Annotated in this window: 11 protein-coding genes; 4 read left to right on the top strand and 7 right to left on the bottom strand. The window is 65.5% G+C overall.

Annotation, left to right across the window (positions count from 1 at the left end; genetic code table 11):
* Positions 1 to 76: 76 nt before the first annotated feature.
* Entirely contained in the window at positions 77 to 742 is a 666-nt protein-coding gene (rnt, locus tag HALZIN_RS0108780; protein WP_031383850.1) for a ribonuclease T, read from the bottom strand.
* 202 nt (positions 743 to 944) lie between these two features.
* Here rnt and HALZIN_RS0108775 point away from each other — a divergent pair, with 202 nt between their 5' ends.
* From HALZIN_RS0108775 to HALZIN_RS0108765, 3 genes are all read left to right on the top strand, one after another.
* The gene (locus HALZIN_RS0108775) at positions 945 to 2,165 is read left to right on the top strand and encodes an argininosuccinate synthase (protein ID WP_031383849.1); all 1,221 of its coding nucleotides are present in this window, start codon (positions 945 to 947) and stop codon (positions 2,163 to 2,165) included.
* A 55-nt stretch (positions 2,166 to 2,220) separates the two neighbouring features.
* Positions 2,221 to 2,511, top strand: coding sequence for an HlyU family transcriptional regulator (locus tag HALZIN_RS0108770; protein WP_031383848.1), 291 nt, complete (start codon positions 2,221 to 2,223; stop codon positions 2,509 to 2,511).
* A 154-nt stretch (positions 2,512 to 2,665) separates the two neighbouring features.
* A complete protein-coding gene (locus HALZIN_RS0108765; protein WP_031383847.1) occupies positions 2,666 to 3,331 on the top strand; it encodes a glutathione S-transferase in 666 nt (221 codons plus the stop codon).
* A 23-nt stretch (positions 3,332 to 3,354) separates the two neighbouring features.
* Here the strand turns inward: HALZIN_RS0108765 and nth are convergent, their stop codons facing one another.
* The 6 genes from nth to HALZIN_RS0108735 form a co-directional block, all read right to left on the bottom strand.
* Complete coding sequence (nth, locus tag HALZIN_RS0108760; protein ID WP_031383846.1) at positions 3,355 to 3,993, bottom strand: endonuclease III; 639 nt, start codon at positions 3,991 to 3,993, stop codon at positions 3,355 to 3,357.
* Positions 3,994 to 4,041: 48 nt separating this feature from the next.
* Positions 4,042 to 5,019 (bottom strand): RnfABCDGE type electron transport complex subunit B, encoded by a 978-nt coding sequence (locus HALZIN_RS0108755; RefSeq protein WP_084173686.1) that lies wholly within the window; start codon positions 5,017 to 5,019, stop codon positions 4,042 to 4,044.
* Positions 5,020 to 5,041: 22 nt separating this feature from the next.
* Positions 5,042 to 7,096: a methionine--tRNA ligase gene (gene metG / locus HALZIN_RS0108750; RefSeq protein WP_031383844.1), complete on the bottom strand. Its 2,055-nt coding sequence runs from the start codon at positions 7,094 to 7,096 to the stop codon at positions 5,042 to 5,044.
* A 143-nt stretch (positions 7,097 to 7,239) separates the two neighbouring features.
* Positions 7,240 to 8,412, bottom strand: coding sequence for a carboxynorspermidine decarboxylase (gene nspC / locus HALZIN_RS0108745; RefSeq protein ID WP_031383843.1), 1,173 nt, complete (start codon positions 8,410 to 8,412; stop codon positions 7,240 to 7,242).
* Positions 8,412 to 9,617 carry a saccharopine dehydrogenase family protein gene (locus tag HALZIN_RS0108740; protein WP_031383842.1) on the bottom strand — a complete coding sequence of 402 codons (1,206 nt, stop codon included), beginning with the start codon at positions 9,615 to 9,617 and terminating at the stop codon, positions 8,412 to 8,414. Before HALZIN_RS0108740 ends, nspC begins: the two co-directional genes overlap by 1 nt.
* Positions 9,618 to 9,867: 250 nt before the next feature.
* A complete protein-coding gene (locus tag HALZIN_RS0108735; RefSeq protein WP_031383841.1) occupies positions 9,868 to 10,323 on the bottom strand; it encodes an alkaline phosphatase D family protein in 456 nt (151 codons plus the stop codon).
* 129 nt (positions 10,324 to 10,452) lie between these two features.
* Between HALZIN_RS0108735 and HALZIN_RS0108730 the strand changes: the two genes are divergently transcribed.
* Positions 10,453 to 12,819: a DNA polymerase II gene (locus HALZIN_RS0108730; protein WP_031383840.1), complete on the top strand. Its 2,367-nt coding sequence runs from the start codon at positions 10,453 to 10,455 to the stop codon at positions 12,817 to 12,819.
* Positions 12,820 to 12,862 lie beyond the last annotated feature (43 nt).

Below are 12,862 nucleotides of genomic sequence, written 5' to 3'. Positions count from 1 at the left end.
CGAGCAGCAGGCTCGCCGGTTTCCCTTGACTACACGACCTCGCCATTCCCGCCGAGCCGCTTCCGGTACAGGGCCGTCAGCCTTCTTCCATCCCCTGTTCGCGCAGCGCCAGGTTCCAGCCGCCGAGATCCTTGAAGCGGTTGACGATGGCGCAGAACAGCTCGGCGGTGCGTTGGGTGTCGTAGCGTGCCGAGTGGGCCGCGGCATTGTCGAACTCGATCCCCGCTGCGCGGCAGGCGCGGGCGAGCACGGTCTGGCCGTAGACGAGCCCCGAGAGCGACGCGGTATCAAAGCTCGAGAAGGGGTGGAAGGGGTTGCGCTTGATCCCGCAGCGGGCGATCGCGGCATTGAGGAAGCCATGATCGAAGGCGGCGTTGTGGCCGACCAGTATCGCCCGGGTGCAGTTGTTGGCCTTGATCGCCTTGCGTACCGGGCGGAAGATCTCGCCCAGCGCCTGGGCCTCGGTCAAGGCGACGTTCTTGCGTAGCGGATTGTCGAGATCGATGCCGGTGAAATCCAGTGCCGCCTGGTCGATATTGGCGCCCGGGAAAGGCTCGACATGAAAGGCGTAGGTGTCCTCGGGCATCAGGTTACCCAGTGCGTCCATGCTCAGGGTGACGGCGGCGATTTCCAGAATGGCATCGCCCTGGGCGTTGAAGCCTCCGGTTTCCAGGTCGACCACCACCGGCATAAAGCTGCGGAAACGCTGTGCCATCAGCCCTGGGGCGTTCGCTTCGGTCATGCCTCTCTCCCGTCCTGAGTCGCTCCTTCGCGGTCGCCCCGCGCACAATGGCCGAGAGTCTAGCATCTCGCTTGCAGGGCGTCCCCACCGTGGCGGTATTCGCCGCCCGGCCTGGGCGCTATAATCGGTCGATCGCAAAGCCGCGGTGGAGACGCCATTCACCGGCGTCATCGCCCATGTCATGAGTCACAAGGAGCCCCCGATGTCCGATGTCAAAAAGGTAGTCCTCGCCTATTCCGGCGGTCTGGATACCTCGGTGATCGTCAAATGGTTGCAGGAAACCTATGACTGCGAGGTGGTGACCTTCACCGCCGACATCGGCCAGGGCGAGGAAGTCGAGCCGGCGCGCAGCAAGGCCCAGGCGCTGGGCGTCAAGGAGATCCACATCGAGGATCTGCGCGAGGAGTTCGTGCGCGATTACGTCTACCCGATGTTCCGCGCCAACACCCTCTACGAAGGCGAGTACCTGCTGGGCACCTCGATCGCCCGGCCGCTGATCGCCAGGCGGCTGATCGAGATCGCCAATGCCACCGGCGCCGACGCGATCTCCCACGGCGCCACCGGCAAGGGCAACGACCAGGTGCGCTTCGAGCTCGGCGCCTACGCGCTCAAGCCGGGTGTCAAGGTCATCGCGCCGTGGCGCGAGTGGGATCTGACCTCGCGCGAGAAGCTCATGAACTACTGCGAGCGGCATGATATCCCGGTCGACTTCTCCAAGAGCAAGAAGACCTCGCCGTATTCGATGGACGCCAACCTGCTGCACATCTCCTACGAGGGCGGCATTCTCGAAGACCCCTGGGCCGAGGCCGAAGAGGACATGTGGCGCTGGAGCGTCGCGCCCGAGGCCGCGCCGGACACGCCCACCTACATCGAACTGAGCTTCGAGCAGGGCGACATCGTCGCCATCGACGGCGAGCGTCTGGCGCCCCACGACGTGCTCTCCAGGCTCAACAAGCTGGGTGGCGACAACGGCATCGGCCGCCTCGACATCGTCGAGAACCGCTACGTGGGCATGAAGTCGCGCGGCTGCTACGAGACCCCGGGAGGCACCATCATGCTGCGCGCTCACCGCGCCATCGAGTCGATCACGCTCGATCGCGAAGCGGCCCACCTCAAGGACGAGCTGATGCCCAAGTACGCCGAAGTGATCTACAACGGCTACTGGTGGAGCCCGGAGCGCAAGATGCTGCAGGCGGCCATCGACGAGACCCAGACCTACGTCAACGGCGTGGTGCGCATGAAGCTCTACAAGGGCAGCGCGACCGTGGTCGGGCGCAAGTCCGACGAGTCGCTGTTCGATGAATCGATCGCGACGTTCGAGGACGATGCGGGCGCCTACAATCAGAAGGATGCCGAAGGCTTCATCAAGCTCAATGCGCTGCGCCTGCGGATCGCCGCCGGCAAGGGCCGCCAGGCCGATTGAAGGCGGCCGGCCGGACCGGGTGTCCAGGCCGGCCGCGTCCTGCAAGGAGGAAGGCATGCTCAAACGGCTTATCGACGGTCTGTTTCGGACCGGCGACGTCAACGACGAACAAATCCCCGCGACCGACTATCGCGGCTACCTGATCACTCCGGACCCACAGGACGCCGGCGGCCAATACCGGGTCAGCGGCTGGATCCGCAAGCCGGTCGAGGGCGGCGAGACGCTCGAGCATCGCTTCGAACGCTCGGACGTGGTCGCCTCCCGCGAGGCCTGCGTGGAACTGACTCTGAACAAGGCCCGGCGATTCATCGACGATCTGGGCGGCGAGATCTTCAAGACGCGCTGAAGCCGACAGCCGGCTCGGACGCGGCCGGCATGACGCCACGACGGCACCTCATCGGGTGCCGTTTTTTATGCGCTCGCGGAGAGCCGCCTATCGCCGTGATTGGCTTCGGTGCGGGGCGAAGGGCACACTGGAGGCCGACTTCAGGAGGTTGATCATGATTGGCGTTCATCATCTGGAAAATTCGCGCTCGCAGCGTGTGCTGTGGCTGCTTGAAGAGCTGGAACTCGACTACGAGATCGTCGGCTATCGTCGCGATCCGCAAACGATGCTGGCGCCGGACTCGCTCAAGCAGGTTCATCCGCTGGGCAAGTCGCCGGTGCTCGTCGATGACGAGGTCAGCGTCGCCGAATCGGGGGCGATCATCGATTATCTGATCGAGACCTACGATCATCAGCGCCGCCTGGTGCCGCCGGCCGGCAGCGCCGAACATCGCCATTACCGCTACTGGCTGCATTACGCCGAAGGCTCGGCGATGCCCCTGCTGGTGATGTCGCTGGTGTTCACCCGGCTCGGCAAGCCGCCGGTGCCGGCGCTGATGCGCCCCTTCGGGCGGGCGCTGGCCAACGGCGTCAAGGCGAAATATCTCGAACCGCAGATGCGTCGTCATCTGGATTTCTGGGAAAGCCAACTGGCGGCCTCGCGCTGGTTCGCCGGCGAGCAATTCAGTGCAGCAGACATCCAGATGAGCTTTCCGCTGCTGGCGCGCGAGGCCCGTGGCGGGCTGGGTGAGCGTCCGAATCTCCTGGCCTGCCTGGCGCGCATGCGCGAGCGCCCCGCCTATCAACGGGCCATCGAGAAGGGTGGCGAGTTCTCGATGTAACCCACTGCATGGCCCCGGTGCGACTAGGCGATATCGAGCTTGTCCGGGAACTCGCAGAGATCCTCGATCACGCAGCTGCCGCAGCGCGGCTTGCGCGCCAGGCAGGTGTAGCGGCCGTGCAGGATCAGCCAATGGTGGGCGTCGCGACGGAACTCGCGGGGCACGTGGCGCAGCAGCTTCTGCTCGACCTCGACGACGTTCTTGCCGGTGGCGATGCGGGTGCGGTTGGAGACCCGAAAGATATGCGTGTCCACGGCGATGGTCGGCTGACCGAAGGCGGTGTTGAGAATCACGTTGGCGGTCTTGCGGCCCACCCCGGGCAGCGCCTCGAGGTCAGCGCGGGTCTGCGGCACCTCGCCGCCGTGCTGCTCGACCAGCATCCGGCAGGTCTTCATCAGGTTCTCGGCCTTGGTGTTGTACAGGCCGATGGTCCTGATGTGTTCCTTGAGCCCGTCGAGGCCCAGAGCGAGGATCGCCTGCGGGGTATTGGCCACCGGAAACAGCCGCGCGCAGGCCTTGTTGACGCCGACATCGGTGGCCTGGGCCGACAGCAGCACCGCGGTCAGCAACTCGAAGGGCGTGGTCCACGCGAGCTCGGTGGTCGGCTTCGGGGTATGTTCGCGCAGGCGGGCGAAGATCTGGTGGCGTTTGTGGGCGTTCATGGCATTCCGCATACGCTGCCGGCGGGTCGAGGCCGCTCGGTCAGCGGGTCAATGGTTTTGCCGCGCGGCGTCGCGCATCGCCTGGGCCTGGGCGATCTGCGCGTGGGCGGCGTCGATGGCCTGTGCGTCGTGCTGGCGCTCGGCATGGGCGAGTTGCGCCCGCGCCCGGCGCAGTGCCTGTTCGGCGGCGTTTTCCGCCAGGCGTTGGCGGTTGGCGTGGGCGGCCGGCTTGGCCTGGCCCTCGAGCTGGCGGGCGATCGCGTCGAGCCGCGTTCGCTGCTCGGCGATGCGCGCATCGAGTTCGCGGCGCTCGTCGTCGCTTCCGGTCCCTGTATTGGCCTCGGCCCCGGCCCTTTGACGCTTGCGCTCCAGTCGCTTGAGCGTCACCGAGAGCGTTGCCCGGGAGGCCTTGAGCGTGGCCGGATCGGTGGGCGGAGCGGAATCCACAGGCGCTGTTTGACGGGTCGTTGCCTGGCGCTGCTCGCGGCGTTGCCGGCGCTCCTCGGCCTGGCGCTGCAAACGGGCCTGGCGCGCCTCGAAGCGCTGGCGTCCGAGTGTTGCGCGGCGGGCGAGGAAGCCATCCCGGTCGGCCGACGTCAACGCCATCTGCCAGTCCGGGTGGGGCACGATGTCGATGCAATCCACCGGGCAGGGCGCGATGCACAGCTCGCAGCCGGTGCATTCGCCGGCGAGCACGGTGTGCATCTGCTTGGCCGCACCCAGGATGGCGTCGACCGGGCAGGCCTGGATGCACTTGGTGCAGCCGATGCATTCGTCCTCGCGGATCACCGCGAGCTGCGGCGATTCGGCCGGCTGCGCCAGCGGCTCGGCCGGCCGATCGGTGATCTCGGCCAGTCGCGCCACGGTGCGCTCGCCGCCCGGCGGGCAGCGATTGATCGCGTCGCCGGCGGCGATCGCCTCGGCATACGGGCGGCAGCCGGGATGGCCGCACTTGCCGCACTGCGTCTGCGGCAATTCGGCGTCGATGGCCTCGATCAGCGTGACGCTCATGGCTTGCACCTGCATGGAATCGCTTGCCGGCATTGACTCAAGTAACGCGCTGGCCGGGCTCGGCGCCGCTGTGCGGCTCCAGCAGATAGATGCCCCCATCCTGGCCAGAAGCGCCACCGGCGGCCAGCACCATGCCCTCGGAGACGCCGAAGCGCATCTTGCGCGGGGCGAGGTTGGCGACCATCACCGTCAGGTGACCTTCCAGCGCTTCCGGGGCGTAGGCCGAGCGGATGCCGGAGAACACCGTGCGCGTCTCGCCGCCGAGATCCAGGGTCAGCTTGAGCAGCTTGTCGGCGCCCTCGACGTATTCCGCCTTGGCGATGCGCACGATGCGCAGGTCGACCTTGGCGAAGTCGTCGAAGGCGATTTCCGCGGCGATGGGGTCGTCGGCGAGCGGGCCCTTGGGGGTTTCCTTCAACTTCTTCTCCACGGCGAGATCCTCCTTGGAGGCTTCGATCATGGCGTCGATCCGGTCGCTCTCGATACGCGTCATCAACGGCTTGAACTTCTCGATGCCGTGGCCTTCGAGCACGGCATGGCGGCTCTCCCAGTCCAGGCTGTCGAGATTCAGGAAGTCGCGGGCCTGCTCGGCCATGGCCGGCACCACCGGGGCCAGGTAGACCATCAACTGGCGGAACAGGTTGATGCCCACCGAGCAGATGTCCAGGACTTCCTGCTCGCGGCCCTCCTGCTTGGCCAGCACCCAGGGCTCGGCCTCGGCGATGTAGGCGTTGGCCTCGTCGGCGAGCTCCATGATCCGGCGCATCGCGCGGGCGAACTCGCGCGCCTCGTATTCCTCGGCGATCGCCTCGCCGGCATCGACGGCGCGCTGCACGAGCTCCGGCCGGCCGACACGCTCGGCGAGCTTGCCGTCGCCGAGCTTCTTGACGAAGCCGGCGCAGCGGCTGGCGATGTTGACCACCTTGCCGACCAGATCGGCGTTGACCCGATAGGCGAAGTCCTCGAGGTTGAGATCGAGATCGTCGACCCCGGCGGTCAGCTTGGCGGCGAAGTAGTAGCGCAGGTACTCGGGGTTCAGGTACTCGGCGTAGGTCTCGGCCTTGATGAAGGTGCCGCGCGACTTGGACATCTTGGCGCCGTTGACGGTGACGAAGCCGTGGCAGTTGACGCCACTCGGCGTGCGCAGCCCGGCGCCTTCGAGCATCGCCGGCCAGAACAGCGCGTGGAAGTAGACGATGTCCTTGCCGATGAAGTGATAGACCTCGGCCTCGGAGTCGTTCCTCCAGTAGCTGTCGAAGTCGATGCCTTCGCGGTCGCAGAGATTCTGAAAGCTCGCCAGGTAGCCGATCGGCGCGTCCAGCCAGACGTAGAAGTACTTGCCCGGGGCGTCGGGAATCTCGAAGCCGAAGTAGGGCGCATCGCGGGAAATGTCCCACTCGTTGAGGCCGGCTTCGAACCACTCCTGCAATTTATTGGCGATCTGCGGCTGCACGTGACCGGGGTGAACCCAGCTCTTCAGGAACTCGGCGAAATCGGGCAGCTTGAAGAAGTAGTGAGTGGAGCTACGCACCTCCGGTGTGGCACCGGAGATCGCCGACACCGGGTTGATCAGCTCGGCCGGGGTATAGGTCGCGCCGCATGCCTCGCAGTTGTCGCCGTACTGATCCGGCGTCTTGCACTTGGGGCAGGTGCCCTTGATGAAGCGATCGGCGAGGAACAGCCCCTTGACCGGGTCGTACATCTGCTCGATGTCGCGGGTCGAGATATGCCCGGCGTCGCGCAGCGCGGTATAGATGCGCTCGCTGTGCAGGCGATTCTCTTCCGAATGCGTCGAATGATAGTTGTCGAAGGCCACGCCGAAGCGCGCGAAATCCGCCTGATGCTCCTGCGAGACGCGTTCGATCAGCTGCTCCGAGGTGATGCCTTCCTGCTCGGCGCGCAGCATGATCGCGGTGCCGTGGGCATCGTCGGCGCACACGTAGTGGCAGTCGTGGCCGCGGCTCTTCTGGAAACGCACCCAGATATCGGTCTGGATGTATTCCAGCAGGTGGCCCAGATGGATCGAGCCGTTGGCATAGGGCAGGGCGCTGGTGACCAGAATCTTGCGCTTGGCGTTGGCGGTAGTGGGCATGGCGGCTCTAGTAGCGGTCATCGGAAACGGAGAAAAGGGCGTCGGCCAGGACTCGGGCACGAGCCAGGACGAAAGGGCGATTGTAGCCCGGCTGGCGGTCGGGTGCATCCGTGGGACAGGCGCAAGCCTGCCCCACGAAGCGATCAACTCAAGCGCTGCATATAGTCCACGTAGCCGAAGGTCTTGACCGTACGCACCGCGCGGCTCGTCTCGTCGACCCGGCAGATCGACGGCAGGCGAATGCCGTTGAAGGTGGTGGTCTTGACCATGGTGTAGTGGGCCATGTCGGTGAACATCAGCCGGTCGCCGATGGCGAGTGGCGCATCGAACGAGTAGTCGCCGATCACGTCGCCGGCCAGGCAGGTGGTGCCGCCCAGGCGGTAGGTGTGGGCCTTTTCATTCGGCTTGCCGCCACCGATGATCTCGGGCCGGTAGGGCATCTCCAGCACGTCCGGCATGTGCGCGGTGGCCGAGGTATCGAGGATGGCGTTGGGCACCTCGTCGTCGACGATGTCCAGCACGCTGCACACCAGGAAGCCGGTGTTCAGGGCGATCGCCTCGCCCGGCTCCAGGTAGACTTCGAGGTGCGGATGGCGGGCCTTGAAATCGCGGATTATCCGCACCAGCCGCGCCACGTCGTAGTCGGCGCGGGTAATGTGATGGCCGCCGCCGAAATTGACCCAGCGCATGGCCGGGAGAAACTGACCGAACCGAGCCTCGAAGGCGTTCAGCGTCGCCTCGAGGGCGTCGCTGTTCTGCTCGCACAGCGCATGGAAGTGCAGCCCCTCCAGGCCGTCGAGATCCTCCGGCTTCAGGTTCGCGGCCCGGGTGCCGAGCCGCGAGCCCGGCGCGCAAGGGTCGTAGAGGGCGACTTCGCCGGTGGAGTGCTCGGGATTGACCCGCAAGCCGCAGGAAATCCGGCGCGGCGCCGCCGCGACCGTGTCGCGAAAGCGCCGCCACTGGCCCGGCGAGTTGAAGCTCAGGTGATCGGCGTAGCGCAGCACCACGTCCATCTCCGGCGCGGTGAACGCCGGCGAGTAGACGTGGACCTCGCCGCCGAAGGTCTCGGCACCGAGGCGCGCTTCATCCTGGCCGCTGGAGGTCGTGCCCACCAGGTACTGGCTCACCAGCGGGAAAGTGTCCCACATGGCGAAGCCCTTCAGCGCCAGCAGGATCTTCGCCCCGCTGGCCTCCTGAACTTCGCCCAGCCGCTCGAGATTGCGACGCAGCAGGGCGTCGTCGACCACATAGGCCGGCGATGGGCAGGCCCCAATGTCAAAGGGGTAAGCGTCGAACGGGTAGCTCGCTTGCGCCATCACGAATCGGCCAGCGGATCGTCGTCGGGGTCGAGCTCGACCATCTGCCACGGCAGGCCCATGTCGCCGATGCGCTCCATGAACGGATCGGGATCGAGCTGCTCGACGTTGTAGACGCCGTCGCCCTTCCAGATCCCTTCCAGCATCAACATCGCGCCGGTCACCGCGGGCACGCCGGTGGTGTAGGAGATCGCCTGGGACTTGACCTCCCGGTAGCTCGCCTGGTGATCGCTGATGTTGTAGATGTACACCTTGCGACGCTTGCCGTCCTTGATGCCGTCGAGGATCACGCCGATGTTGGTCTTGCCCTTGGTGCGCGGACCCAGCGAGGCCGGATCGGGCAATACCGCCTTGAGGAACTGCAGCGGCGAGATCTGGCAGCCGTTGACGTTAATCGGCTCGATGCGGGTCATGCCGACGTTCTCGAGCACCTTGAGGTGGGTGATGTACTTCTCGGAGAAGGTCATCCAGAAGCGAATGCGCTCGATGCCCTTGATGTTCTGGGCCAGCGATTCGAGCTCCTCGTGATAGAGCAGGTAGATATCCTTCTCGCCGATACCGTCGAAATCGAATTTGCGCTTCTCGGCCAGCGGCGCGGTCTCCTTCCACTCGCCCTTTTCCCAGTAGCGGCCATTCGCGGTGATCTCGCGAATGTTGATCTCCGGGTTGAAGTTGGTGGCGAACGGATAACCATGATCGCCACCGTTGGCATCGAGGATGTCGATGCGCTGGATCTCGTCGAACAGGTTCTTCTGGCCGTAGGCGCAGTAGATGTTGGTCATGCCCGGGTCGAAGCCGCAGCCCAGCGTGGCCATGTTGCCGGCCTTGGCGAAGCGCTCCTGAAATGCCCACTGCTCCTTGTACTCGAACTTGGCCTCGTCCGGATGCTCGTAGTTGGCGGTGTCCAGGTAGGGCACGCCGGTACGCAGGCAGGCCTCCATGATAGTCAGGTCCTGGTAGGGCAGGGCCACGTGGATCAGCACGTCGGGCTTGAACGACTCGATCAGCGCGACCAGCGCCTCGACGTCATCGGCGTCGACCTGGGCGGTCTGGATGGGGCGGTCCAGCTGGTCCGCAATCGCCCTGCACTTCGCTTCGTTGCGACTGGCCAGACAGATTTCGTGGAACACCTCGGGGTGCTGCGCGCACTTGTGCGTGACCACACCGCCGACGCCGCCGGCGCCAATAATCAAGGCTTTACTCATGCGTTCGCCTCCAGATCGGAAATTCAACGGGGGTCGAATCGCGGGGCGCAATACCCGCCTACCGCGACCCGATGCCATCCTGGCCATGGCCACGCCCGGCCACCTGGCAAGAGGGGGCCGATAATCGCCCCGACGGCGGCGGGGCTCAAGTATTTTTCACCAAAAATGGCGAAATCCGAACGCTGCGTGACGCGTTCAACCCTATCACGCCTACCGCCGTGTCTTGAGAGGACTGATCTGAATGCCGGGATCAGGCGGACTGCGGTTCGAGCACCTGTTTATGCAGCGCCGTGCCGGCCGAATCCATCAGCGTCACCGTCAGGGCGTCGCTTTCGCCGTCCAGGTCGACCTGGCCGAAGAACTGGTAGCCCGCGGAGGGCGGCAGGTTCGATTGTCCCTCGGGCGGCGCCTTCTGGAAGACCACTTGCGGGCCGAAGGTGGCGTCGAGCTCGCCCGGGCCGAAGGTGCCGGCATGCAGCGGGCCGCTGACGAATTCCCAGAACGGCGCGAACTCCTTGAAACTGGCGCGTTCCGGCGAATAGTGATGGGCGGCGGTGTAGTGGACGTCGGCGGTCAGCCAGACCACGTTGCGGATGCGCTCGTCGCGGATCGCCTTCAACAGCCCGGCGATTTCCCGCTCGCGGCCCAGCGGCTCGCCGGGTTCGTCGTTGGCCAGCGCCTCGAAATCGTCGCCATCGCTTACCACCAGGCCGATGGCAGGTCAATGACGGGCGTATTACCGCTTATAATGGGCGGCTTGGATTGTTCGTTCACAGGGCCGGCCGAAGCAGCGTTGCCGGTCTCCTTATCGCCACCCCTGTCGAGAGAGCCCGAGATGCCGCATGGCTTCGTCCTGACCCGCCACTGGCGGGACACCGCGGTTGGCAGCGAAGTGAGCCTGTGGCTGGCCACCGATGCCGGCCCTCGCCACGTCCGCCTGCCGTTGCAGACCTCGGTGGCGTTCGCCCCCGCCGAGTTCCGTACGCGTATCGAACGGCTGGTTGGCGACGAGCCGGGTGTCGAACTTCGTCCGCTCGAGCTCTGCGATTTCCGCCATCGGCCGGTATTGGGGCTTTATTGCCGTCAGTATCGTCAACTGCTGAACCTGGAGCGGCGCCTGGCCGATGCGGGCATCGAGATCTTCGAGGCCGACGTTCGCCCGCCGGAGCGCTACCTGATGGAGCGCTTCATTACCGCGCCGGTGGAATTTTCGGGGGTGACGCAGGCGGACGGCTCGCTCGGCGATGCGCAGTTGAAACCCGCCCCGGATTATCGCCCGCGTCTGAAGCTTGCCTCGCTGGATATCGAGACCAGCGAGCGCGGCGAACTGTACTCGATCGCGCTGGAGGGCTGCGGGGCGCGCACGGTCTATATGCTGGGCCCGGCGAACGGGCAGGGCGGAGACGCCGAAGCGGGCCGCGACTTCGAGCTCCACTATTGCGCAAGCCGCAACGCGTTGCTCACCTGTCTCAATGCGTGGATGGCACGCCATGACCCGGATGCGCTCATCGGTTGGAGCCTGATCCAGTTCGACCTGCGCATCCTGCAGCGTCATGCCGAGCAACTGGGCATCCCGCTATTGCTGGGGCGCGGCGGCGAGCCGATGGAGTGGCGCGCCCACGCCAGCAATTCCAACCACTTCTTCGCCTCGGCGCCCGGCCGATTGATCATTGATGGTATCGAGATGCTGCGCCAGGCGACCTGGCGTTTCGCCTCGTTCAGCCTGGAAAACGTCGCCCAGGAGCTGCTCGGCGAAGGCAAGGCGATCGACGATCCCTACCAGCGCATGGACGCCATCAACCGCCTGTTCGCCGAGGACAAGCCGGCCCTGGCCCGCTACAACCTCAAGGACTGCGAGCTGGTCACGCGGATCTTCGCGCATACCGAGCTGATCGACTTCCTGCTCGAGCGTGCCACCGTCACCGGACTGCAGGCCGATCGCAGCGGCGGCTCGGTGGCGGCGTTCTCGCATCTCTACCTGCCGCGTATGCACCGGCTCGGTTTCGTGGCTCCCAACCTGGGTAGTCAGCGTGGCGAGAACAGTCCCGGCGGCTTCGTGATGGATTCACGCCCGGGGCTCTACGATTCGGTGCTGGTGCTCGATTTCAAGAGCCTCTATCCCTCGATCATCCGCACCTTCCTGATCGACCCGGTGGGGCTGGCGCAGGGGCTGGCCGAGCCCGAGAACGAGACGCTGCCCGGCTTTCGCGGCGCGCGCTTCTCGCGCACCCGCCATGCGCTGCCCGAGATGGTGGCGCGGGTCTGGCAGGGGCGCGAAGTCGCCAAGCGCGAGGGCAACGCACCGCTTTCCCAGGCGCTGAAGATCATCATGAACTCCTTCTACGGCGTACTGGGCGCCTCGGGCTGCCGGTTCTTCGACCCGCGCCTGTCGTCGTCGATCACCCTGCGCGGCCACGAGATCATGCACCGCACCCGCGAACTGATCGAGGCCGAGGGATATACCGTTATCTACGGTGATACCGACTCGACGTTCGTGTGGTTGGGTCGTGCCCACGAAGACGACGAGGCCGCCCGGATCGGCCGGCAGCTGGTCCAGCGCGTCAACGCCTGGTGGCGCGAACATCTGCGCCAGCAATACACGCTGGAAAGTGCCCTGGAACTGCAGTTCGAGACGCACTTTCGGCGTTTTCTGATGCCGACCATTCGCGGCGCGGAGGTGGGCAGCAAGAAACGCTACGCCGGATTGGTGCGCGAGGCCGACGGCAGCGAGCGGCTGGTGTTCAAGGGCTTGGAAACGGTGCGCGCCGACTGGTCGCCGCTGGCCAAGCGTTTCCAGCAGGAGCTTTACCGGCGGATCTTCGTCGGCGAGCCCCACCGCGACTTCGTGCGCGACTATGTGCAGCGTACCCTCGCCGGCGAGTACGACGAGCGGTTGATCTATCGCAAGCGGCTGCGTCGCAAGCTCGACGATTATCGACGTAACGTGCCGCCGCACGTACGCGCGGCACGTCTCGCCGACGCCTACAACGACCAGATGGGGCGGCCTCGACAATACCAGCACGGCGGCTGGATCAGCTACGTGATGACCTTGGCGGGACCGGAGCCACTGGAAACGCGGCGCTCGCCCATCGACTACCAGCATTACCTGACTCGCCAGTTGCAGCCGGTGGCCGATGCGATCCTGCCGTTCGTCGCTGACGACTTCGATGCCCTGACCGACCGTCAGTTGGGGTTGTTCTAGTCCAACGGCATTGCCGCAATCATGCCGATACAAAAACAAGGCC

The sequence above is a fragment of the Halomonas zincidurans B6 genome, from assembly GCF_000731955.1.
Taxonomy (GTDB): domain Bacteria; phylum Pseudomonadota; class Gammaproteobacteria; order Pseudomonadales; family Halomonadaceae; genus Modicisalibacter; species Modicisalibacter zincidurans.
Note: the sequence above shows the minus strand (reverse complement) of the source record. Positions and strands in the feature narration are given on the sequence as shown.

Coding starts and splice junctions, on each gene's coding strand:
- rnt (WP_031383850.1), bottom strand. CDS start 742: ATGACCGAAGCGAACGCCCCAGGGCTGATGGCACAGCGTTTCCGCAGC.
- HALZIN_RS0108775 (WP_031383849.1), top strand. CDS start 945: ATGTCCGATGTCAAAAAGGTAGTCCTCGCCTATTCCGGCGGTCTGGAT.
- HALZIN_RS0108770 (WP_031383848.1), top strand. CDS start 2,221: ATGCTCAAACGGCTTATCGACGGTCTGTTTCGGACCGGCGACGTCAAC.
- HALZIN_RS0108765 (WP_031383847.1), top strand. CDS start 2,666: ATGATTGGCGTTCATCATCTGGAAAATTCGCGCTCGCAGCGTGTGCTG.
- nth (WP_031383846.1), bottom strand. CDS start 3,993: ATGAACGCCCACAAACGCCACCAGATCTTCGCCCGCCTGCGCGAACAT.
- HALZIN_RS0108755 (WP_084173686.1), bottom strand. CDS start 5,019: ATGCAGGTGCAAGCCATGAGCGTCACGCTGATCGAGGCCATCGACGCC.
- metG (WP_031383844.1), bottom strand. CDS start 7,096: ATGCCCACTACCGCCAACGCCAAGCGCAAGATTCTGGTCACCAGCGCC.
- nspC (WP_031383843.1), bottom strand. CDS start 8,412: ATGGCGCAAGCGAGCTACCCGTTCGACGCTTACCCCTTTGACATTGGG.
- HALZIN_RS0108740 (WP_031383842.1), bottom strand. CDS start 9,617: ATGAGTAAAGCCTTGATTATTGGCGCCGGCGGCGTCGGCGGTGTGGTC.
- HALZIN_RS0108730 (WP_031383840.1), top strand. CDS start 10,453: ATGCCGCATGGCTTCGTCCTGACCCGCCACTGGCGGGACACCGCGGTT.